The organism is Paenibacillus sp. FSL H8-0048 (assembly GCF_038002825.1).
In the GTDB taxonomy this organism is placed as follows: domain Bacteria; phylum Bacillota; class Bacilli; order Paenibacillales; family Paenibacillaceae; genus Paenibacillus_AQ.
This window is the reverse complement of sequence record NZ_JBBODF010000001.1, coordinates 6,337,665-6,361,404: the sequence shown is the minus strand read 5'-3', so window position 1 is coordinate 6,361,404 and position 23,740 is coordinate 6,337,665. Positions and strand designations below refer to the sequence as shown.

The 23,740-nt window shown below is 55.8% G+C and carries 19 protein-coding genes; 2 read left to right on the top strand and 17 right to left on the bottom strand.

Annotation, left to right across the window (positions count from 1 at the left end; all coding sequences use genetic code 11):
- Positions 1-2: 2 nt before the first annotated feature.
- From NSU18_RS27620 to NSU18_RS27595, 6 genes are all read right to left on the bottom strand, one after another.
- Complete coding sequence (locus NSU18_RS27620; protein ID WP_341150552.1) at positions 3-2,972, bottom strand: GH36-type glycosyl hydrolase domain-containing protein; 2,970 nt, start codon at positions 2,970-2,972, stop codon at positions 3-5.
- Between the two features lie 208 nt (positions 2,973-3,180).
- Positions 3,181-7,755, bottom strand: coding sequence for a carbohydrate binding domain-containing protein (locus NSU18_RS27615; RefSeq protein WP_341150551.1), 4,575 nt, complete (start codon positions 7,753-7,755; stop codon positions 3,181-3,183).
- A gap of 554 nt (positions 7,756-8,309) precedes the next feature.
- Entirely contained in the window at positions 8,310-8,519 is a 210-nt protein-coding gene (locus NSU18_RS27610; RefSeq protein WP_036690502.1) for a hypothetical protein, read from the bottom strand.
- A gap of 14 nt (positions 8,520-8,533) precedes the next feature.
- Entirely contained in the window at positions 8,534-9,055 is a 522-nt protein-coding gene (locus tag NSU18_RS27605) for a PRC-barrel domain-containing protein (protein ID WP_341017387.1), read from the bottom strand.
- Positions 9,056-9,142: 87 nt separating this feature from the next.
- Positions 9,143-10,294 (bottom strand): cysteine desulfurase family protein, encoded by a 1,152-nt coding sequence (locus tag NSU18_RS27600; protein ID WP_341017385.1) that lies wholly within the window; start codon positions 10,292-10,294, stop codon positions 9,143-9,145.
- Positions 10,295-10,425: 131 nt separating this feature from the next.
- Positions 10,426-10,896, bottom strand: a complete 471-nt coding sequence (locus NSU18_RS27595) for a DUF523 domain-containing protein (RefSeq protein ID WP_341150550.1) — start codon at positions 10,894-10,896, stop codon at positions 10,426-10,428.
- A 102-nt stretch (positions 10,897-10,998) separates the two neighbouring features.
- Here NSU18_RS27595 and NSU18_RS27590 point away from each other — a divergent pair, with 102 nt between their 5' ends.
- The gene (locus tag NSU18_RS27590) at positions 10,999-11,697 is read left to right on the top strand and encodes an SOS response-associated peptidase (protein ID WP_341150549.1); all 699 of its coding nucleotides are present in this window, start codon (positions 10,999-11,001) and stop codon (positions 11,695-11,697) included.
- A gap of 112 nt (positions 11,698-11,809) precedes the next feature.
- Positions 11,810-13,624 (top strand): alpha-glycosidase, encoded by a 1,815-nt coding sequence (locus tag NSU18_RS27585; RefSeq protein WP_341150548.1) that lies wholly within the window; start codon positions 11,810-11,812, stop codon positions 13,622-13,624.
- 114 nt (positions 13,625-13,738) lie between these two features.
- Here NSU18_RS27585 and NSU18_RS27580 read toward each other — a convergent pair whose 3' ends face one another.
- From NSU18_RS27580 to NSU18_RS27530, 11 genes are read right to left on the bottom strand one after another with little or no spacing between them, the layout of a single operon-like run.
- On the bottom strand, positions 13,739-14,164 hold the full coding sequence (locus NSU18_RS27580) for a GNAT family N-acetyltransferase (RefSeq protein WP_341017379.1): 426 nt from the start codon (positions 14,162-14,164) through the stop codon (positions 13,739-13,741).
- A gap of 16 nt (positions 14,165-14,180) precedes the next feature.
- The gene (locus NSU18_RS27575) at positions 14,181-14,939 is read right to left on the bottom strand and encodes an amino acid ABC transporter ATP-binding protein (RefSeq protein ID WP_341017376.1); all 759 of its coding nucleotides are present in this window, start codon (positions 14,937-14,939) and stop codon (positions 14,181-14,183) included.
- Positions 14,932-15,672: an amino acid ABC transporter permease gene (locus tag NSU18_RS27570; RefSeq protein WP_341017375.1), complete on the bottom strand. Its 741-nt coding sequence runs from the start codon at positions 15,670-15,672 to the stop codon at positions 14,932-14,934. The genes NSU18_RS27575 and NSU18_RS27570 overlap by 8 nt, the downstream gene beginning before the upstream one ends.
- Positions 15,673-15,684: 12 nt before the next feature.
- A complete protein-coding gene (locus tag NSU18_RS27565; protein ID WP_341017374.1) occupies positions 15,685-16,542 on the bottom strand; it encodes a transporter substrate-binding domain-containing protein in 858 nt (285 codons plus the stop codon).
- A 30-nt stretch (positions 16,543-16,572) separates the two neighbouring features.
- On the bottom strand, positions 16,573-17,583 hold the full coding sequence (locus NSU18_RS27560; RefSeq protein ID WP_341150547.1) for a glutathione S-transferase C-terminal domain-containing protein: 1,011 nt from the start codon (positions 17,581-17,583) through the stop codon (positions 16,573-16,575).
- An 18-nt stretch (positions 17,584-17,601) separates the two neighbouring features.
- Positions 17,602-18,591 carry a glutathione S-transferase family protein gene (locus NSU18_RS27555; protein ID WP_341017369.1) on the bottom strand — a complete coding sequence of 330 codons (990 nt, stop codon included), beginning with the start codon at positions 18,589-18,591 and terminating at the stop codon, positions 17,602-17,604.
- Positions 18,592-18,633: 42 nt separating this feature from the next.
- On the bottom strand, positions 18,634-19,830 hold the full coding sequence (locus tag NSU18_RS27550; RefSeq protein WP_341150546.1) for an aminotransferase-like domain-containing protein: 1,197 nt from the start codon (positions 19,828-19,830) through the stop codon (positions 18,634-18,636).
- A 25-nt stretch (positions 19,831-19,855) separates the two neighbouring features.
- Complete coding sequence (locus NSU18_RS27545; protein ID WP_341017364.1) at positions 19,856-20,629, bottom strand: ATP-binding cassette domain-containing protein; 774 nt, start codon at positions 20,627-20,629, stop codon at positions 19,856-19,858.
- A gap of 16 nt (positions 20,630-20,645) precedes the next feature.
- Positions 20,646-21,431, bottom strand: coding sequence for an ABC transporter permease subunit (locus tag NSU18_RS27540; protein WP_341017362.1), 786 nt, complete (start codon positions 21,429-21,431; stop codon positions 20,646-20,648).
- A gap of 19 nt (positions 21,432-21,450) precedes the next feature.
- A complete protein-coding gene (locus tag NSU18_RS27535; protein WP_341150545.1) occupies positions 21,451-22,563 on the bottom strand; it encodes an ABC transporter substrate-binding protein in 1,113 nt (370 codons plus the stop codon).
- Between the two features lie 53 nt (positions 22,564-22,616).
- The gene (locus tag NSU18_RS27530) at positions 22,617-23,726 is read right to left on the bottom strand and encodes an iron-containing alcohol dehydrogenase family protein (protein ID WP_341017357.1); all 1,110 of its coding nucleotides are present in this window, start codon (positions 23,724-23,726) and stop codon (positions 22,617-22,619) included.
- Positions 23,727-23,740 lie beyond the last annotated feature (14 nt).

Sequence of the window (23,740 nt, the reverse complement as noted above, 5' to 3'; positions counted from 1 at the left end):
AGTTACGCGAAGATAAGCTCTACCTCATGGGCGAAGCCGTCATCTACGGCCGGTACCAAGCCGTTCTCCAGTACCCGGCCGTCCAGCGTCAGGCGGGCTGCCCCGTCCTGCATGCGGTGGAAGCCCTCCGGCTTGCGGACCTGAATCCGGTAGGAGGAGCTGCCCAGCTTCAAGGTATAGGTAAGCTCCGTCTGCTCTTCCCGCAGCACCGGACTCAGTGCTATGCCCTGCTCCGTATATTCAATACCCAGCGCTTCCATCAGCGAGAGGGTGAGCCAGGTCGAGGTGCCGCTAAGCATCGGACCGATGTTCTCACCAGTCTCGCTGTTGTTGTATTGGGTACAGAACCGCGGATTCCCGCAGACGGCAAAGGGATCATCCATCGTCTTGAACGGCATAATCCGGTCCAGCAGCCAGTAACCCAGGCGGCAGAGCTCAGCAGCCAGATCCGGGCTGGATACTTCCTTGGCTCCCTTGAACATAGCCGCAGCAGCCATCATGCAGGCATGCTTGAATACGCCGCCGTTCTCACGGTCACCCGGGAAGTATTCATCCGATGCCGTGTGCGTGGATACCCGGCCCAGCGCCACCGGAGAGACCAGCTTCATGCCGTAAGGCGTCATCAGATGTGCCTTCATTGTGTCCAGCATTACCGCAATCTGTTCTTCATCCGCACAGCCAGCCAGAATGCTCCAGCTGAACGAATTCAGAAAGTACGAGCCGTCCTTCGCCGGATCGGAGGACATCCCGTCCCCGGCAGCGCCGAGATACGTATATTCTCCGTTCGGATAACGGTTGAACAGCACACGGGCGAAGAAATCTCCCTTCCAGGCATGCTCCTGGATGCGTTCGCGCAGCTTGGCTCCGAAGCCCGTCAGCTCGTCTGCATATGCCTGCTCGCCTTTGCGGGCGGCCAGGGCGGACAATTCATCGACCGCCACCTTCAGCAGGAAGGCGTTCATGACGCTCTCGGAATAATCACTCTCCAGCGAATCCCCGAAGACACCGCCGGCCTCCAGCTGCTTCCGGTAGAGTGCTTCCTTGGCCGGGCCGTTCAGATAAGTGTCATCGAGCTTCAGACAGTCGTTCCAGTCTGCGAAGTCGAGCAGCGGCAGGCCGTGGCGTCCGATCGAGATCTGCCCGGAATAGACAATAATCGCCTTCAGGGTCTCGAATACAGGGCGTTCGGTATCCGTGCCTGCTACCGGACAAGACTCATCCAGGAACTCCGTATCTCCGGTCAGCATGACATAACGGTAGACAGCCTGGATCAGCCATAATGCATCATCGGACCATTTGCCAGGTTCTTTGCCCACCCAGAAGAAATTGTGATACGCATACCCCAGCTCAAATACCATGCTGGTCCACTCTTTCAGCAGGCTCTTGACGAGGCCGCCCCGGCCCATCCCGACGAAATAATACATCGAGGCATACATATCCTGAATTTCACGGAAGCCGATCTCCCGGTAGCCCTTCTGGGTCTGACAGAAGGAGCGGGAGACAAAGCTCTGGTAGAGCACCTGAAAAGGCAGGTTGCGGTTCACGAACTGGTCGAAATCCGCGTCCCCGGAGGATACCTGCAGGAACCTGGAGTAATTCCGCACGAACTTCAGGGATTGCACCAAGGCTTCTTCAGCCGCGCTGCGGCTTGTGAAGCGGGCGATCAATGCACCTACTTCTTCCTCCAGTACTGTATCGCTCCAGGTAGCACCGCTCTTGTCGGAGACAAGGCCCGTCAGCTGGTCAACCGCTGCAGAGGCTCCGGCAGCAACCTGAATCTCCCCCGCTACCGCAAAGAAGCCCGGGCCCTTGCGGTGCAGAATGCTGCTCAGCTTCAGCGCACCGGATGGGCGGTGAAGCGAGCCGGTGCCGACGAACTCATTGTAGCTGACGCAATATTCGCGCGGCAGCACCGGTCCGTCTTCCCCGTGGATAATCATCGTGTGGAAGCGAAGATCATGACGCCCGCCTTCCGGGTAGTAGTCAGGGCTGATTGCAGCCACGGCACCATCAGCGTCCTGCAATACGCCGCCTTGCATAATAACATTGCTATACAGCACATCCTCGAACAGAGCGCCCGGGGCTGCCGAGCCGAACATGCCCGTATACACCAGACGAAGCTGGCGGCTGCTCTCTCCATGGTTCGTAATCGTAACCCGCTGCATCTCGGTCGCCAGCGGCAGACCTTCAGCATGCGGCAGAATGAAGATCGTGCGTGTAATCTCAAGTCCGCCGGACAGGCGGTACGTGATGATGGTTACATTCTGTGAATGGCGGCAGACCGCCGATTCAATGCCTTCTCCGCCCGGATCAGCGGAATAGAAGATCTGCTTCCCGTCCTCGAACAGATAGAATTGACGGTTGGCCGGGAAGCCGTTCTCCTCCTGGCGCATATCCCAGCGGGTCGCCAGCACCTGGGTAGCCGCATGGGAACGGAAGCTGCCCCCGCCAAGGCGGTCGACCACGCTCTTCGGTGTAGTCTGGAGCGGATGAGGGAACTCCAGACGGTTGCCCAGCAGCAGATTGACCGCGAAGTGAGGACCCGGAACGGGGGAGCGCAGGTCAATGACATGTTCGCCTTCTGCGTTAAGGGCACCAGCCCAGCCCGGCGCAGCCTGAAGCTGTACCAGCGCCGCGCTTGCAGCCGCCTCCGGTATAGCTATTGCCTGCTCCTGTCTTCCCGCATGACGGATATGCAGGGATAGTGCCGTACCAGTATCATTCACGGTGAACAGTGCGGATGTGCCAGCTTCCTTCGGCAGCAGCGCTGCCACTTCCGGGAGCTTCAGCAGTTCCTGAATGGCAGGCAGCCAGAGCGGAAGGCCCGCTACACCAACAGCTCCGGTGCACTGGGAATCCGTGAAGACGGCGCTTAGCCGGCCGCCCTGGTCTATCCGGTCTGCGAATGCCTGTCTCAGGATATCCTCAGGCGAAGCAGCCGCCGCTCTTGCGGTATTGAATTTCAGCATCATGAATGGTTCTCCTCTTTTCCTGTTTTCTGTTGAACGATATTCATTCCCTGTTATGTATACGCATTGGGCTGCAGAATTGGGGGAAGTTCTGAACAAGCATGGAGAACGGTTGCCCGTCCTCCATGTAATAATTATAGAAGTGTCTGCGTCCAGTCTAAATACCAAATCGTAAGCCTGAATAACAAAATCCAAAGCATGTTCAAGATGCTTAAGGTGCTGCTGTTCCGTTATTCGTGAGCACGATATCATCCACGTTCACAATCAGATGCCCGGTGCCGCCATCCTTGATATCTCCCAGCTCGAAGGAAATGCGGCCGATGGAGGTGCTGCCCCCGGCAACATCGAATTCTACGGTATATTCCTGATATTCACTGTTCAGATCAACAATTTTGCTCGTATACCCGTGCCAGTTGTAATTGTCCGCTACATCCAGCCAGCCGATGCTGATATTCATTTTGCGTTCAGCCGAGGCCTTGGCCTTGAAGGTAAGTGTATAATGATTGCCTTCGTTATAAGCGACTCCCTCATAAAAGACCTGCCGGTCCCAGGTGTTCGTTCCGGTGGAGCCCACCTTGATCTGCAGCGCTCCATCCACATTGTCAATGGATAACTCTCCGTTGTCGGAGGAGTAGCTGCTCCAGCCCTTAAGCGGCGCCGAGAAATCGCCGTTTGGAATCAGATTCTCCCCGTAAGCCTCACCGTCCAGCACCGGGCTTACCTGAAGCAAGGAGATATTGCTCAGGTTGACCGTATGCGCTCCGAGCTCTTCGGTAATCTTGCCCAGACTGAACTGAAGCACGGCTGCAGGATCAGTGGCCTTCGCGGTGAACAGGTATTCATAATGCCCGCCGTCCGGGCTGAGTCTCAGCTCCTGTTCCAGATAAGGAGTCCAGTTGCCATCCTCAGTCCCGTCACGCTGAACCAGCGCTCTAATATCCCGGGCCAACGAAGCATCCGCATCGAAGCGCAGCAGATATTTCTTGCCCTGCTCGACCGGAATGCCCGCTTGCTTCACCTGTGCATGCCAAGCCTCCGTTCCAGTTCCGCCGAGGCTAACCTGCAGTTCTCCATACACAGCCTTCATTACAGTGCTCTTCCCGGGATCATCCGGTTCCCAGTCCTTCTTGAACAGCGTCCAGTTGTCGGTGGAAGCATCCTTGAAGCTGCCGTTCACCACCAGCTCGCGGGACAGATCCAGCCAGGCCAGATTGTAGCCGCTGCCGCCAAGACGGATGTAATAGCTTCCCGCAGGCAGCGTAAGCGGGGCTCCAATGATCGCCCGGTAGGACTGAAGGCCTCCGGTATCGCCAACTGCCGTGCTGTAGACAGATTCCGTCACTACATTCTGCTTGCCGGCATCCAGCACTGACAGCGTAAGCTCCGAATCGGCGCGCACACTGGATACGCGGGTTACCGGAACAATGCTTCCTGCCTGAGGCAGTACCACCTTGTATTCCACATAGTCGCCCTTCTCCATATCCGTGATATCCTTGCCGCCTTCACCGCTTGGAATCAGGCCGGTTCCCGAGGCTCTCCAGAACTGGTCACCACGCAGATGCAGGTAGTTATCGAGCACTGGCGGATCGGTCATCCGTACCAGACGCACATTGTCAATCTCGGTCTGTCCCGCAGCCGCGCCCAGAAGGAATGATAACGCAGCTTCCGTGCCGGACCCGCCGGACAGCTCAATTTCTGCTGTATAGCTCTTCCACTCCGGTGTCAGAGTGAAGGTGGTTCCGTCAGGATAGACCGTCTGTCCGCCGCTGCCTGCCAGTTTAATGCCAAGCGGCTGCGCCTCGGCCGATCTCGCATCGAAGGCAAGCTGGTAGACGCCTGCCGCGGACACAGGAATTCCTGCCTGGGTCAGCGTCACATCCTCCGGCGATCCTCCGGCCTGCTGCACGTCCGCCCGGAACTCCCGCTTCATCATCGGCAGAGCAAGTGTATTGGTTACACTGGCCTTCGCCGCTGCTTCCGAGCCCTGCTTAACGGCAAAGCTCCAGTATCCAAGCCGTGCTTCTCCCAGATCGAAGCCTCCGTTATAGATCAGGTTACCGTCAGCAAGCGGGGTGCGTACTACCGGCGGCGCTTCTGTCTCTACCACCCTTACATTCGCGAAGTAGGCAGATATGTTGTTCAGACCCAGGTTGAACTCAAAGCGGGCATTATTGTCTGAAGCCTTCGTCATCGTAAAGCTGTACTCATACGGCTGCCAGTCCGGTGTAAGCTGGAAATTACGCTCTCCGGAATACGCCGTCCATCCGCCGCCGAATTCGGTCAGCTTGCTCATCAGCGGCCGGGCTGCGTCCGCTTTGGCATCGAAGGTCACCTTGTAGGCTTTGTCCCTCTCCAGCAGCAGCGGCTTCTGCGCAAGCTGAATGGAGTAGTTCTGGGTTCCGGCCTCATGGACAGCAACCTTCACCGCCTTGCCCTTATCCTGATCCTCAATAACGGAGACGGTTCCGCTTCCGCCTTCATTCGCAATCAATTCCCAATATTCGGGTTGACCCTGGGCTGCTGCAACACCCTTGAAGTCCCCGTTGTAGATCTGATTCCCGTCTGCCAGGGCAGGACGCTGCGGGGTCGACAGTCCCGGATCTACCGGCCGCTTCCCTGTTACATCCGGCCATTGATCCAGGTCCTTGTATTTGTAGACCCGTACGTAGTCTACATACATTTTATCCGACTTGAAGTCGGCCTTCGGATCACCCGGCCAGTCGCCGCCCACAGCCAGATTCAGAATCATATGGAACGGCCTGTCAAACGGGGCAGGGTACGTATAGTAATCCGGCTGGCCTTTGGCCATCGTCCCCCAGTCACTTGTCTCAAAATACATTTTATCGTCCACATAATACCGGATCAGACCCGGAAGCCACTCCAGCGTGAAATCGTGATAATCATCAGCGAAGGTCTGACCTTCCGGCAATACATAGGTCTTGGTCTGGCTAGTTTGCGGAATGTCATAGTGAATCGAGCCATGGACCGTTCTTGGATACAGATCTGCTCCTGCCTTGCCGGCGACCGGTCCCGTCAATTCCATAATGTCCATCTCGCCGCTTCCCGGCCATGGTCCATACTGCGTCTCATCATCGGTTGGCATCATCCAGATGGCTGGCCACATGCCCTGCTGAACCGGCAGCTTGGCCCGAACGGTGAATTTGCCGTAGGTCCAGTCACCCTTCATCTTGGAGGTCAGCTTAGCTGAAGTATACTTCTTCCCGCCGTAAGCCTGGTTCCGGGCTTCCAGCTCCAGTACGCTCTGCCCGCTCTCTGTTGTAAGTGAAGCATTGTCCGGGTGATAATATTCCAGCTCGTTATTGTACACCGTGCCGGTATCCTGTACATTCCATTTCGTCTCATCAATGGTCTGACCGTCGAATTCGTCATTCCAGACCAGCTCCCATGGATTGTTCTGGATTGGCGGGGTTGGAGTCGGTGTTGGCGTTGGTGTCGGTGCCACCGTTGGCTCTGCGGTTGGCGCTGCCGTAGGCTCTGGCGTTGGTGCTACTGTAGGTGCGGCTGTTGGTTCAGGCGTTGCCCCGCCTGCACTTCCGCCGCCGCCCGCTTGGACTGGGGCAGTGGTTGCCTTGGCACTTGCCTGCGCTGTAGCTTCCGTTCCCGACAAGTCCTGAAGCGTCTCGCCGGGCTTGAGCGCCTGGCCGTTCAGCAGCACACGGTCCGCCTGGTTCTCAAGCCGGCCGATCTGCCCCCGGCTCACGATCTCTGATCCGGCAGCGCCTGCACCGATGACCACCGTCTCTGCGCGGGAGCCCGCTCCGATCTCCACCTTCGCCGGCTTAAGCAACTCTATCCGGGCTGCGGTGCTGCCCTCCTCCAGTACCATTCGTACCAGGTTGGTGAGCTTGTTCAGCTTGATCCGCCCCAGGGTGGATTGGCGGAACACCACCGAATGGTCTCCTCCTCCAGAGAGATGTGCCGTTCCCTGCACCTTGATGCCGGAGAAGCCAACTTCCCCTTCTCCTGCTCCGGCTGTGACGTAAAGATTGCCGCTCACGGTTCCGTCTTCAAGCTGCACATTCGCCCGGTTAACAATCACATTGCCGGACACCGCGCCAAGCTTCTGGCTTCCCTCGCCGGAACTGATCCACCCGACCATCCGGCTCAGCAGCTCGGCGAGCTCAGCCCGGGTCATCTGCGCCTGCGGATTCAGCTTGCCGCCCGCATCGCCGCGCAGGTAACCGGCGTCCAGCATCGCACTCACGGCTTCCCGGGCATAGCCGCTGACCGCTGCCGCATCAGACTGCGCAGCCAGCGTACCCGGGGAGCCCGCCTCCAGTGTGAATGCCCGGCTCAGCATGGTTACAGCTTCCTGGCGGGTGACAGCCGCTCCCGGCTGGAACCGGCCGTCCGCGTAGCCTTGAATAACGCCTGCGGCATTCACACGGCTTACATCCTTGCCATACCAGGAAGAAGCGCTTACATCATTGAATACAGTGCTGCCTGAATCCGCGTAACGGAACACACGGCTGATAATGGCGGCCATCTCTGCCCGTGAGACCGCTTGTCCCGGTCTGAATTGTCCTGCCTCGTCGCCCTGCAGAATTCCTGCGGCTGACAGCCTGTTCACTGCGGCTGAAGCCCAGTGCTGCTTCATATCGGCGAACCCAGCCGCCCGGACTGCCTCTGCCTGTTCTGTACTTGCAGACAGCCTGTCTGCGTCTTTCCCGTTATCTGCCTGCACTATTCCTGTAGTTCCCGGAAGCTGAATCCCTGACAGCAGCAATCCGGCAATCAGAAGCTTGGATATTCCTTTGCGGTACATCTGAACATTCCCCCTCGTGATAGAACCTTGTTGAATTCTGGTCTCGTGCCAGTCGATTTCAGTATAGGGTCCGTATCCCGGAGACGACATACCAATTCCTTATCACGTATAACAAAGATGCAACTTTGTCCGGAGCTCCTGTAAACGCCGCTCGCGCGAGTCCAATGTAATCGGTTTTTCGACCACATCCCGCCCACACATCTCCGCCGCCCCGAATGTAGTCGGTTTTTCGATTACATCCAGCCCGCACGCCCTCGCTTGGCGAAATCTCATCGGTTTTTCGATTACATCCAGCCCGCACGACCTCGCTTGGCGAAATGTAATCGGTTTTTCGATTACATTTGACCCGCACGCCCCGCACCTGCCCATTGTATTCGGTTCTCTACGTACATCCGGCCCACACGCCCGTTAGCCTGCCGAATATGTTCTTTTTTATCCGCACCAGAAGAAAGCCTAAAAAAAGCCCAAACACCCGGGCAGCTTAAACAAGCAACCCCTGTGTTTGGGCATAGCGGAACTATGTAACTGTTGTCACATTATAAATCAGGCAATGCTCAGGAGGAAGCGTGGATTTGCGGGAAATCCTGTGCAACCTCTTCACCCGAGAACAGATCGTCAAGCGAGCTGAGCGTGCCATCCTCTTCAACCTGATACACCGACATTTTCTCGCCGTTGACCGTTAGTTCGATGAAACAGCCCCAGCAATAGAACTGGTGGGAGCCGATCTTGCCGATATCCTTGGAGTTGCAGTTTGGACACTTCATATAATACATTCCACCTATCCGTTAACAATATTAATGGCATTTTGGAGCCGTTCTTCACTCATCGCGGGAACCAGTACAGAATCCTCTCCGATAGTCATCTCTTCAGAACAAGGCAGCCATTTGCGGCCTTCGATCAAATCAGTTACAAGCCCGTCACTGATTTCCAGCGCTACTATTGTGTTTCCCAACTTTTGGTCAAAATAAACATCCGATATTCGCCCAAGCACCGTTCCCGATGCTGTAAGCACCTGCCTGTCCTTCAATTTGTTCTTTCCCAAGAGGAAAGTGTAGGATATATGGTCAGCGTCGACCTTAACAATCGACTCTTTATTGCGGATCATGACAGCATCTTCGCCATAAGCGGCAATATTATCCCATGCCACAACTTTCACATGACTAGAGAAAAAAGATTTGCTCTCCAGTTCAATACCCGTAATATTCCAGTTTGAATCCAGTCCGATATCGATTATTTCACCGACTTCAGTACCCTCTTCAACTTCATACACAGTGAGGCCAATCATATCTTGCAGCTTCATGGTATCCCAAGTCCCCTCACCTTAGTATTGCATACGGGTTCCCATGGGCCGGAGTACCTCTTAAGCGGCTGCCAGAATGCACGGACGCTAGTCTCTAGTACGCAGCCGGCTCAAAACGGTTCCAACTTTTTGGGCAACAACCTGCATTTCTTCATTAGTATTACCCAAACCTGTACTAAAGCGAATCGCCGAGTTCAAAAGTTCTTCCGGAAGCTTCATTGCCCGGAGAACATGCGAGATTTCCAGAGATCCTGATGTACAGGCTGAGCCGCTGGCCGCCGCAATCCGTTCCATGTCCAGGTTCATCAGCAGCACATCTGTTCCGGTTCCGGGAAAGCTGATATTCAGGATTCCAGGCACCGTATGCTGTTCATTTCCGTTGACGACATATCGCTCTGCTCCGACCTGCTTGTCCAGCTCCTTCAGCAGCGTGCTGCGTAGCTCCAGTGTCTGCTCATGATGACCCGGCAGCCCTTGCACAACCAGTTCAACGGCTTTGGCGAACCCGGCGGTATGAGCCAGACTCTCCGTGCCCGCCCGCCGGCCGCGCTCCTGAAGTCCGCCATGCTGTATTGGCGTAAGCGGCGCGCCCCGCCGGACGTACAAGCCTCCAATTCCCTGCGGACCTCCGATCTTGTGGGCCGAGAAGCTCATATAGTCGACCGGCAGGTCGCGGAGCACCAGGGGCAGTGTTCCCAGAGCTTGTACACCATCTACATGCACAAGCACACCCCTTTCGGCCGCCAATCTGCCAATCTCTTCTATAGGCTGTACAGTTCCCACTTCATTATTCACATACATTATGCTAATCAGTACTGTATCCTCGCGCAGAGCCGATTCCACATCCTCCAGAGAGACACGGCCGGTAGAATCAACAGGAAGATAGGTGACCTCGAAGCCCTGCCCCGCAAGCTCCGCACAGGTATGCAGCACTGCATGATGCTCAACCGCTGTAGTAATGATATGTCTACCCTTGGAAGCAGAAGCATAGGCTGCGCCGAACAGCGCAAGATTATCACTCTCCGTGCCGCCGCTTGTGAAGACCCACTCCTCAGGAGAACAGCCCAAAAAGCCCGCGATTCTGTCGCGCGCCCCATTAATAATTCTCTTGGCAGACCGTCCGAACTGGTGCACACTGGACGCATTGCCGTACTCGTTCAACAGCATATCATACATAACCGCTGCCACCTCCGGATGAACCGGTGTTGAGGCGGCGTGGTCCAAATAGATGGGTTTCATAACGAAATTCTCCGCTTCTTGAAATTCAGGATTTTCTTACAGGACTACTAGATTATACTGCTGAACTGCCTGTTTTACCACCTGTTAATAAACACAATATTGTAACATTTGTCCATGGTCAGTGCCCCGGATCAGCCCTCTATTCCCGGTAACCGCGCCGCGAGCTGCTCCTCGGAGATCACTTCAATACCATGCAGCCGCAGGAGAGCTGTGGTCACCCCTTCTCCGGGGATTTTCATGCCCGCAAATTCTCCGTTATAAATCCTGGAGCTGCCGCAGGAAGGGCTGTTCTCCTTCAGGACAACAAGCGTGGCAGCTAAGCCCCGTACCTGCTCCAGCGCGGCATACGCACCCTCTACATACATTGCGGTTACATCCTTCCCTGTTCTGTCAACCACCCGGGCCTGCCCCTCCAGCACATCCCTGCCGCTGCCGCCTATAATCTCTGCCGGTTCTCGCGGGGTAGAGAAGCCGCCCAGCAGCTCGGGACATACAGCAACCGCCTGCCGGCTGTCCAGCAACTGCCGGATGCCCTGTTCCAGACAATCCGTTCCATTATATCTGACCTTCATTCCTGCCAGGCAGGAGCTTACGATAATCATTGCCCGCCCTCCCCCTTCGCAATCCTCAGTCTCATCTTATATAATGCTAAGACAAGCTGTCCGGTCTGTAAACCATTAACGATCCAGGGAGGTATAGACAATATGTGCGGAAGATATACGATCACGGTAACGCTGGAGGAGCTGATCGCCAAGTATTTCATCCGGGAGCATCCGCTCATCCAATATGCACCGAGGTATAACGCGGCTCCGATGCAGCATATTGCCGCTGTTATTCATGACGGCACACAGAATAAGCTCGGAGAACTTCGCTGGGGGCTGCTCCCTTCCTGGTCCAAGGAGGACAAGAATGCTGCCAAGCTAATCAATGCCCGCAGTGAGACTCTGCTGGAGAAGGCTTCGTTCAAAGGACTGGTGGCCTCCCGGCGCTGTGTGATTCCCGCAGACGGCTTCTATGACTGGAAGGTCCAGGAAGGCGGCAAGCAGCCGATGCGGATCACGATGCGGGACGGTAAGCTGTTCTCCATGGCTGCTCTGTATGATATCTGGACCGGCCCCGACGGGGGCAGAATCTCCACCTGCACGATCATCACCACCGCCCCGAACACTCTCATGAAAGACATCCATGACCGGATGCCGGTCATTCTGGGTGCGGACGGGGAGGCGCAGTGGCTGGAGCGCAGCAACCGGAATATTCCCGCCCTGATGAAGCTGCTGCGGCCTTACGATGCGGAGCAAATGCTGGCCTATCCCGTCTCCGCAGCCGTGGGCGATGTCAGGAGTGACTACCCGGAGCTGATCCGCAGAGCCGGGCCGGAGCCGGTGCAGGGGACCCTATTTTGACTACGGCCCTGGAAGTAATATCTGCTGTTTGAAACCTCTGGTCCCAGGGTATTAACTAAGGCTCATACCTCATAATATCCATCCACTATACGAATCCCAGGAGGAAATTCATATGACTCTCAGCAGACAATCAGTGTCCCCCCCCTCATCCGCCTCCTCCATCGAGCTGGAATGTCTCTATCATTCAACACAGGGGAGATGGGCGTATGCTTATAACAAGGACATCTTCCACTTAAGAATCCGCAGCAAAAAAAACAATGTAGACCGGGTATTCGCACTGACCGGCGACAAATACGACTGGAAGCAGCATCATCAGGAGCTGAGCATGCGCAAGGTGGCTACCGACAGCTTCTTCGATTACTGGGAAGCAGAAATCTTCCCCGAGTTCAAACGATTCTCCTACGGCTTCCGGCTGGAATCCGGCCAGGAGACGGTATGGATGCTGGAATCCGGCTTCTTTACAGACGGGCTGCCCGAGCCTGCCGGAGGGTATTATGAAATGCCTTACCTCCATGAGGTTGACCTGCTCCAGGTTCCCGAATGGGCGAAATCTGCGGTCTTCTATCAGATCATGCCGGACCGGTTCGCTAACGGCGATCTGGCGAATGATCCCGAAGGAACGCTCGAATGGGGCGAAACGCCCACCCATGACAGCTATTTTGGCGGAGACCTGCAAGGGATGATTGATCATCTGGATTATATGGTGGAGCTTGGCGTAACGGCGCTGTATCTGACCCCGATCTTCCAGGCTCCCAGCAACCATAAATATGATACCGTTGACTACGCAGCGGTCGATGCCAGCTTCGGGGATCTCGATAAGCTCAAGCAGCTGGTGGACCTGGCCCATTCCAAAGGACTTAAGGTGGTCCTCGATGCCGTCTTCAATCATACCAGCTCCGAGTTCGCACCGTTCAAGGATGTGCTGGAGCATGGAGCAGACTCCAAATATGCAGGCTGGTTCCATATCCATGATTATCCTGTACAGGTGGTGGACGGCAAGGCCAACTATGATACCTTCGGCTTCTTCAGCGGAATGCCCAAGCTCAACACTGCCAACCCGGAAGCCAGAGATTATCTGCTGGATATCACCAAGTTCTGGCTCAAGGAGGTACACATCGACGGCTGGCGGCTGGATGTCGCTAATGAGGTAGACCATGTGTTCTGGCGGGATTTCCGCAAGGCGGTCAAGGAGATTAACCCGGAAGCGTTCATCATCGGCGAGGTGTGGAGCGACTCCCTCAGCTGGCTGCAGGGCGATCAGTTCGATTCGGTGATGAACTATCCCTTCTCTGACCGGCTGCTGAAGTTCTTCGGCGCGGACAACGACATGGATGCCGACACCTTCGCCGCGCAGATCTACGGGCTGCTCATGCGTTATCCGCGCCAGGCGAACGAAGTGCTGTTCAATCTCCTGGCGAGCCATGATACGCCGAGAGTGCTCACCCGGCTGGGCGGAGACAAGCAGCGGCTGAAGCTGGCCATCACCTTCCTCTTCACGTTCACCGGTACGCCGTGCATTTTCTATGGAGATGAGATCGGAATTAGCGGCGGGGATGACCCGGATTGCCGCAAATGCATGATCTGGGATGAGGACCGGCAGGACCGGGAGCTGCTGCGCTTTTATCAGAGCCTCATTGCCCTGCGCCGCGAACACGAGGTGCTGCGCACCGGCCAGTTCCGCTTCCTGCTGAGTGATCCGGGCAGCCCGGGCCTGGTGTATGAACGCTGGAATGAGCACACCCGCTTCACGGTCTGGATGAACAGCTCTGACAAGCCGCTGACCCTTACGCAATCACTGAGCGGCGGAGCTTGGCTGGATGCCTTGAACGGCGAGCCCGTGGAGCAGGATGGGGAGCTTATCCGTATGACGCTGGAGCCGCTGGAATACCGGATTTTGTATAGTGGACAAGCTGGCGGCGAAGGCTGAGAACTAAATGAACTATACTGAGAGCTCTATAATATAGACAAGAACAAGCCCCGGGAAGGGGCTTGTTTAGTTATAGCCGTTTGTTACACTTTAAGGACAACCGGGAGCCGCCCTCTATATGAACTCCATCCGCTCCATTGCCATGACTTTATCCGGGTGATACAGCACCAGACCTGTCTTCATTCTCCTGAAGCTCTGCTGCTCATACCAGGAGACGGTATCGGGATGTGTGTACAGAATCACATTGCAGCCCGCCGTCTCCTCCAGAATTAGCGCGATGAGCTTTTTGCCGAGTCCCTGTCCATGATAAGCCTCATCTACAGCAATGTTATAAATCGCCGCCTGCGAGATTCCATCGGACAATGCCCGTCCGCACCCGATCAACTTGTCCCCGTTGAGAATGAACACATTCACCGCACTGTTCTGAAATGCCCGCTCCGTCTGAGACGGTAACCAATTCGTTAATCCAAAGCCGTTCAGCAGGCTGGTCACTTGCGTCCAATCTATATTGTTTCTGTCTTTCCGGTAAGTGTAGGTCATCACAGTTCCTTCTTCATTAAATGGTAAATTCCGGTTCCTGATCGCGGTAGTAATTAGCGAGGAATCGCTTGGTGCGCTCTGACTTTGGATGGGAAAAGACTTCCACCGGTGTTCCGTCCTCCACAATGACACCCTGATCCAGAAACAGCACCCGTGTAGCCACCTTACGGACAAAGCTCATCTCGTGCGAAACGAGCAGCATGGTATTGCCTGCCTCCGCCGCCTTACGAATGGTATCAAGCACCTCACCGACCAGCTCCGGATCAAGCGCCGAGGTGGGCTCATCGAACAGGAGGATTTTGGGCTGCATGGCGAGCGCCCGGGCAATGCCGACACGCTGCTGCTGTCCGCCGGATAGCTGCTTCGGATAATGGTGCATCCGGCCGGCCAGTCCTACACCTTCAAGCTGCGCCGCTGCAATCCTCCGCGCTTCATCCTTGGACATACCCCGGACCACAATCAGTCCTTCCATTACATTCTCTAAGGCCGTCTTCTGCCGGAACAGATTGAACTGCTGGAACACCATCGCCGTACTCTTCCGTAATTCCAGCACATCCGCTTTCGTTTTCCGGGCAAAATCGACCTCCAGCCGGTCCAGTCTGATCGTTCCCGCATCCGGCACCTCAAGCAGGTTGATCGACCGCAGCAGGGTGGATTTCCCGGCACCGGATGAACCGATGACTGCCACCACCTCCCCCTTGCGTATCGTCAAATCGATATGATCCAGAACCTTGTGCTGGTGAAAAGACTTCGTTAACCCCCGGATCTCAATCAAGGATCACATCTCCTTTACGCTTCCTCAGGCTCTTGAAGTCAATATCCAGCCGCTTCTCCAGCAGGGCAATGACCTGCTCAATCAGAATTGTCATCGCCCAATAGATCAGGGCAAGCGAGCAATAAGATTCGAAGAAGCGCAGATTATTCCCCGCCAGAATTCTGGACTGCGCCGTAATCTCCACCACCGAGCAGACGAAGGCCAGCGAAGTCCCCTTCATCAGTCCGATCAGGGCATTACCCAGTGTGGGCAGCGCAACAATGAAGGCCTCCGGCAGAACAATCCGTTTCAGCACTTGACCGTAGGTCATACCGAGGGAATGCGCAGCTTCAATCTGCCCTTTGTCTACCGACTGCAGGGCCGCACGAATAACTTCAGAGTTATAGGCCGCCTCATTCAGCGATAATGCCAGCAGCACATAGAAGATGGACGGAATGGAATTCACATTGTAGCTGGTCTCATGATAGTAATTATAGTATTTCAGAATCAGCGGAATGCCGGCGTATGACAGATACAGCTGCACCAGAATCGGAGTTCCCCTGACAAAAGAAATGAAGACAGCACTGAGCTGATACAGCACGGGAATGCGCTTCATTTTGATGATGGCCAGCAGAAGCCCCAGAAGGAGCCCTGCCAGCATGGAGAATACCGTCAGCTCAAGCGTAACCGGCAAATAAATCAGCAGCTTGGGAATCAGGGTGAAGACCAGCTCCAGATCAAATATATTAGGCATGGTAATGATCACCTATTGAGCTTCCGGTGCAAAATCACCATTCAGATACTGCTCGCTCAGCTTGGAAATGCTGCCGTCCTTAATCAGCTCCTGAATGCGCCCGTTGACATCCTTCAGCAGCTGGTCGCTAATCCCTCCCTTGCTGAGAATCAGATAGCTGTACGGCACGCCAATCCGGTCCGTATCCTCCTGGGACAGCGGAATCGCCTTCAGCTTGAGGCCATACTCCTTGATATAGAGCTGCAGCATGGCGGCATCGATCAGATTGAAGTCATCGGCTCCGCTCTCGACATTCTGCAGAATGGTCACCAGCTCGGCATCGCTGTACTTCAGCTTCACCGGGGTCTTGGCACTCTCCTTGTTGTACTTCTCCAGAGCCACCGTATAGTTCACACTGGGGCTGACCTCCGTTGTCTTCCCTTCCAGATCAGCGAAGGACTTTATGTCCTCACGGTCGTCCTTGACGGCAATCACGAACTGGTTCTTGAAAATCGGATCAGAGTAATTGTATTTCTCTCTCCGCTCCGGATTGCTGGCGAAATTATTCGCCCCGATCTGATAACGGTCAGAATCGAGTCCCGCGAAGATGGACGGGAATTCAGTCTTTTCAATGTGAAGCTCATACTCCGGCAGCCCTGCAAAAATCGACTTGACCACCTGAATATCGTAGCCGTCAATTTCATTCTTGTCATTCACATAGGAGAACGGTCTCGGCGCGCCGCCTGTCGCCACATTCACCGTAATTTTCTTGTTGTTAGCTGAACCTTCGGCTGCAGCCCCTGCCGGCTCCTTGTCATTTCCGCAAGCGACGATCCCCGTAAGCAGTACTGCCGCTGTAAGTCCCAGTCCAAGCCTTCTCCATGTCTTCATCTCTGTAATCCCCCTATAATCTGTTGATTTCTATGATTGTAGCTTGAATTTCTGCTCCGGATGACCGCTCTTCTCCTGCCGGTTATGCGGCTGTGACCAGCGTCCCTCGTAATCGATCTGATCCCAGAAGCGTGTGTTGTAGTCGATAAAAAGCGCTGATTTGTCTCCGTTTCCTCTGGCCAGATCCCGCAGATAGGTATTATTCCTGAACGCCGGAATTTCGTACAGATCGCGCGCGTACCCCCAGATATTCTTGAAATCTGCAATCCGGTTGCGCAACGGGCCGAGATTCCGGAAATAGTAGGTATCGAAGCGGGCCAGGGTAACGAATAACCGGATATCGGAGTCTGTCACGTAGTCGCCGAACAGAAACCGCCGGTCCTCCAGCCGCTCTTCAATGGAATCCAGAGCCGCATAGAGATGTTCGTAAGCATCGTCGTAGGCCGCGATTGACTGGGCGAACATCGCCTTGTAGACGCCGTTATTCACATTGTCGAACAGGAAATCATTATACTTGTCGATATCCGCCCTCAGCTCTTCCGGATACAGATCCGGAGCACCAGCCTTATGGAACGGGGCAAATTCATTCTCCAGGTAGTTTGTCAGCCAGACATAGTCGTTATTGACCACTTTGCCGGTCTCTACATCGATAACTGCCGGAACTGTCGGTCTGCCCTTATAGTCCGGATCGGCTTTGGCATATAGCTCGCTTAGAAACTGCACGCCCAGCACAGGATCAGTCTGATTCTCATCGTATACAAACTCCCAGCCGAGATTCTGCTCATGCTTGCCGTGGCCAACCAGATTAATGCTGATGACCTCCTCCAGACCGAGCAGCTCTCTGACGATTGAGGCACGGTTCGACCAGTGGCAGCCCTTGGCCCAGATCAGACGGTAACGCCCCGCTTCTACAGGCAGCTTGCCCTCCCCTTCGCCGAAGGGAGTATTGAAATGATTCTTTTGACGGACAAAATATCCCTGCTCATTAATCTCATGCTCCGTTTCTTTCGGCCGCACACGTACATTAGCTTCAGTGCTCATAGGGAATGCCTCCTCTTGTTATTGTTTATCAGGCTTACTGAACCGGCTGCGGTCATGCGGGTCGTTCCAGATCGAGAGATCCGGACCTTTGGCCAAGAGCTGATGGGGATTATTCGCATGGTTGCCGAGCTGATAGCCTCTTTTGATGGAATCGAAGTCTGTTGTATCCCCGAAGCCCGGCGTCTGGTACAAATCCTTGGCATAATTCCAGAGGTTCGGATAATCAATGATCCGGTTCCGGTTCGTCCGGAATACCGAATAATAGGCGGCATCGAAACGCACCAGTGTTACATATAACCGGACATCGGAATCGGTGATGGTATCGCCGAACAGATATCTCTGCGCAGACAACCGCTCCTCCAGCTGATCCAGCCTGGCGAACAACACATCATAAGCCTGCTCGTAAGCCGCCTGGGATTGGGCGAATCCAGCCTTGTAGACCCCATTATTCACTTCATGGAACAGCAGTTCGTTGAAATCGTCGATATCCGCCTGTAAATGCTGCGGGTACAGATCTGGAGCATCTGCCTTATGAAAAGGCTTGAACGCCGTTTCGAAGTAGTTGGTTAACCGGAAATAGTCGTTGTTCACGACCTTCCGCTCCAATACGTCCACAACCGTCGGCACGGTCGCTCTGCCGCTGTACCCGGGATCAGTCTCCGCGTAGATTTCCGGCAGATAACGGATACCGAGTACAGGGTCAACGCCGCCCTCGTCGAGTGTAAATGCCCAGCCGTTCTCCGTCCGCACCGGACTGGCCGTTCCAAGGCTGATGACCTCCTGCAGCCCCAGCAGCTCACGGACAATGACTGCTCGGTGCGCCCAAGGGCAGATTTTGGCCCAGAGCAGACGATAGCGCCCATCCTCTGCCGGCAGCTCACCGGGCTGATTACCGAAGGGGGTGATGAAACGGTTCTTTTGCCGGTTGAAGGCCCCCTCCCCCGTGATCTCCTTGGCGATCTCATGATTCACAAGATTCGAGCCTGCGATAGTATGGTTACTGGACATAATGACGCTCCTCTGCTTGTTCGATTTCTTTCTCGGTATGCCCTACCCCTTGATAAGCAGCCGATACGCTGCAGCCAAAGCCCGCACACCGCGTGCGATCTCCTGTTCATTCGAATAGCTGAAGCAGAGCCGGAGGAAAGGGGCAGGCGCCTGGTTACCGGCGAAGAACTGCTCGCCAGGCACAACAAGTACACCTTGCTCCTTCGCTAACCGGGCAATTTCCAGCGCACTTACGTTCTCCTTAAAGGACAGCCACAGGAAAAATCCGCCCTCCGGCACATGGAGGCTAACCGCCTCCTCAAATTCGGCCGCCAGACACTCCGCCATGAAATCCCTCCGCGCGCGGTAACAGTCCCTCAGCCGGGAGATTTGCGCATCATAGTCATAGGTCTGCAGCAGGCAGCCCACAATCTCCAGGGTGAACGGGGTCGGCGGGCTATTCAGGGTAAGGACCCGTAACCGTTCGGCTACTTGAAGGGGGGCGATAACGGTACCCAGCCGAAGTCCGGGGCCCAGCGTTTTGGAGAACGTAGTCAGGTAGATGACCCGCTCCGGCGCAAAAGAATACACCGAAGGCAGATCATGCCCTTCATAACGCAGCTCACCGTAAGCGTCATCCTCCAGAATGAACAGATGGTACGTCCGGGCCAGAGCCGCAAGCTTCTGCCTTCGATCTGCCGGCAGAGTGGTTCCGGCGGGATTCTGAAAGTTCGGAATGACATAGATCAGCTTCGGAAGAGCAGCGCCCGCAGCCTCGGCCGATCTCAGCAGCTTCTCCACCTGGTCCACATCCAGCCCGTACTTATCTGCACGTAATCCAACGGTCTTCGCCCCCGCATGACGGAAAGCGTCCAGTGCGTTGAAGAAGCTCGGTGCCTCCGTCCACACTGTATCCCCAGGATTAAGCAGCACACGTGCTGCAAGCTCAATGCCCTGACCGGCGCCGTATACCGCCAGATAGTTCTCAGCCTCTGCCTCAATGCCGAATTTCCGCAAGCGGTTCAGCTGCCATTCCTGAACCTGAGCAACGCCTTTGCCGCCGGTATAGTGCAGAGCATCCGCACCTTCAGGATTCAAGCTTTCAGCGGCGGCGCGGTTCAGCGCTTCCACCGGCAGCAGTTCGGTAGCCGGGAACCCAAAGGACAGATTCACGCTGTTCTTGGCTGCCGCAGCCCCCCTGCCGACAGGCCGCACAACAATCTCTCTGTTATACTCGTACTCCGTTTCTTTAACACTCATTGCTGCTCCCCCTTCACGTTCCCTGTCAGATGGAGTACTGAACCGGCCGGACAAGCGGCGTTTCTTCCTCATCCGCCGCTCCCATGACATGCCTCAGGATCAGATTCTCATAGTGGGCGAATCCGGAGTCACGCACGCGCGGCCGGCCCAGCGCAATTCTCTCATCCAGTGTAATCTCGCCCTCCCGGATGAGCAGCACCCGGCTGGCCAGCGCCACAGCTTCACTGACGTCATGGGTGACCAGCAATACCGTGAAGCCCTGCTCTGCCCAGAGCCGCCCGATTAGCTGCTGCATCTCCAGCCGGGTCAGCGCATCTAGCGCACCAAACGGCTCATCCAGCAGCAGCAGCCGGGGCTGGCCGGCAATAGCCCGCGCCAGAGACACGCGCTGCTGCTGCCCTCCGGATAATACCCCCGGCCATTCTCCAGACCGCTCGTTCAGTCCGACAAGCCTCAGGGCTTCCTGCGCCCTCAGCCGGTCCCGTCCGGGCGCACCCATCCGGACATTCTCAATGACCCGCTTCCACGGCAGCAGCCGGGATTCCTGAAACAGTACCCTCGCCTCCGGATGAATGCCGGACACAGCAACACCATCCAGCTCAACGGTTCCGGCAGAGGGTTGCTCAAGTCCGGCGAGCAGGCGGAGCAGGGTGCTTTTGCCGCAGCCGCTCTTCCCTACAACTGCGATGAATTCTCCCGGCTCCACCCTCAGGCTAATTTCGTTCAGCACTGTGCTGCTTCCGAATGATTTGCTCAGACCCTGGGTCTGCAGCCTAAAGCCCCGTTGTGATCTATCCATTCCATTCATAGCTCCCTTATCGTTGTGCGGCATAATTCGAATGCCAGCGCAGCCAGCTTGCCTCCAGCAGCTTCGCCAGACTGTCCGACAGCTTGCCAAGCAAGGCATACAGCAGGATGCTGAGTACGATAATATCCATCCGCATATACTCCCGGGCATTCATCGCCATATAGCCGATACCGGAATCTGCTGCCACTGTCTCCGCCACAATCAGCGTCAACCACATAATGCCAAGCGATTGCCGGACGCCTACCAGGATGGCAGGCAGTGCTCCGGGCAGAATAACATGTCCATATAAGGAAGCTCCCCGGTAACCGTAAACCTTGCCCATCTCCACCAGCTTCGGGTCCACCGAGCGGATGCCATGGAAGGTATTGAGGTAGATTGGAAAGAACACCCCGAGCGATACCAGCACCAGCTTGGTCTCCTCTCCGATACCGAACCACAGGATCGCAATCGGAATGAGCGCCAGATGAGGAACATTGCGGATCATTTGAATGGTTGTGTCAAGCAGCAGCTCCGCCCTCGCCCATACTCCGTTGAACAACCCGAGCAGGAAGCCTATCGCGCCTCCGGCCAGGAAGCCTAGAACCGCCCGCCTTGTGCTGATTGCTACGTTATCCAGCAGTTGTCCGTTCTTCAGAAGTTCGACTGCTGCCCGCCCGACCTCAACCGGCTTCGGCAGAATGTTACCGGCCAGGAAGCCGGTAGTGGTGAAGATCTGCCACAGGATCAGGACAAGGATAGGCAATGCCCAGGGCAGAGCCGCCTGCGGAAGCCTTTTCCCATTTCTGTTGTTCATTGCTCCTTCCACCCTTATGCTATTTCTTCAGAATAGCGTTGATATCGTCGTCAAAGGCATGGCTCCAAATTATAGATACATCTACCTTCTTAGGCAGCAGTCCTAACCCGGTGAAGGTATCGGCAATATCCTGCTGTGAGGCAATCGCCTGCTCTGAGATACCCTCAAGCTTCAGCGGTCGCTGCTTGTCGCCGTTCACCAGAGTATCCAGCACTTCGGCCTGCTTCTGATGTGTATTGCTGGCTGTAATCTCAGCCCACTGCTCCTGATGATTCTGCGTCCAGGTATAGTAGCGGGTTAACCGCTCCAGGAAGTCAGCTATTGCGGCGTGCTTGGCTGGATCATCAATGGACTTCGTGTTGACGTTAACCGGGAAATTACCGGATAGAATATCCGCTGCACTGGCAAGAGTTGTGGCCCCGTTCTGGCGTGCCGCAATAATGGAGTTGCCATAGCTGGCCAGCGCGTCAACCTTGCCGCCGACCAGTGCGCTCAGCCCTTCGGCTGTTGTCAGCTTGACCGGCTCGATATCCTTCCAGCTCAGACCGGCGCCCTCCAGCATTTTGACCAGGAAATACTGCGCCGTTGTATTCGGCACATAAGCTATCTTCTTGCCCTTCAGCTCCGCAACACTGGTCACCACTGAACCCTTAGGGATCACCAGCTCCTGATTCAGCGTATTCCACCGCTGGACTCCGATCACTTTGAAGCTCCCCTGATTGGCCGCCTGGGAAGCGAAGATCGGCGGGATTTCACTCGTAATGGCGAAATCCAGCTGGTCAGCGGCAATAGCTTCGAGCTCCAGATTCCCGCCCTGGAAGACACTGAAGCTCAGGTGGTACGGTGTGTCCAGCAATCCGGCTGCCTTGAAGCCTTCCTCCCATTCCGGCCAGCCTACTTGGCCGATCCGCAGGGTGACTCCGCTAAGATCCGCTTCCGGCGACGGAGCACTCGCGGGTACAGCCGTGGCTTGGGCTGCGGGTTCACTTGCAGCCCCGGCCGCAGGTTCGGCCGAAGGCGACACTGCAGCCGCCTCCCCCGAGCTGCCGCAGCCGCTGGCTGCCAGCGCGATAGCGAGTAAGGGCATGAACAGCAGGGTGTGCTTGAGTCTGACTGTCTGTATGATTTTCACTTGTCTATCTACCACCTTTGAGTAAATATGAACTCAGTTCAGGGTTCGCGCCTCTACTTGCCAGTGATTGCACTGAAGATAAGGCTGTTCTTCTTGGTCTGGCGGCCTAATTCATCCGCTTCCCTTATCGCCTGCACTATACTGCTGTTGTCATATGCAAAAGCCAACCCTCCAGGCGCCGGAACGATTTCACTGCCTGCGGCAATGCGGGCAATCAGCGCCTCCTCTTCAATACCAAGCTCCGCAAGTGTAACTGGCAGCTCATAGCGAAGCAGCGTACCCATCAGCTCAGGGATATCTTGCCGGCCTTCCAGCAGTGATTGCACAATGAGGCAGAACCCCACCTTCTCTCCATGCAGCGAATCATGCACCTCCTCCAGATGAGTCAGGCTGTCATGAATGGCATGAGCGACAAGCGCGCGCCGCTTTCCCGCCCCCACTGTACCTGCCAGTCCTGTCAGCATAATGATTGCGTCCGCCACTTCCCGGAATGCTTCATCAGGTGTACCCGTTTCTGCCTGCCGGTAGGCGGCATCGCCACTGCGTCTAATAATCTCAAGCGCCAGCCTGGCCGGTTGCAGACTCAATTGAATATCCAAGCCGTCTGCCCCGTCCTGCCGGTTCAGAGCCACTTCATACCACTTCGCCAGGGTATCCCCGATCCCTGAAGCCAAATACCGCCTTGGAGCCTTGGCCAGAACTGCCGTATCAGCAATAACCAACCGGGGAGCGGCCTTCAGGAACAGAGCGCCATCCGCTCTGCCTTCATCATCGTACAGGATACTCAGAGCCGACCAGGCGGCGCAGGTGGCTGCGATTGTCGGAACCATGACTGCAGGAAGATCCAGACGGTCGGCCACAGCCTTGACCAGATCCAGCACTTTGCCCCCTCCGGCGCCCACGACGAAGTCTGGTGCGGCCGCAGAGAGCTTATCTGCATATTTGTGAATATTAGCCAAGGTAACTTCACCCGTGTGGATCTCCACAGCCACCTCAATGCCTTCAGCCTTCAGGCTGGACTCCAGGACGGCCCCTGTCTGCTTCAACGCATTCTCCCCGCCGATCAGATACGCCTTGCGGCCATAAGGGCGGGCTAAGGCGCCCAGGCGCTGCAATGCCCTCGGTTCGTTCACATAGATATCCGGTGATTTAAATGTCAGCATCCCTGTCCACCCTT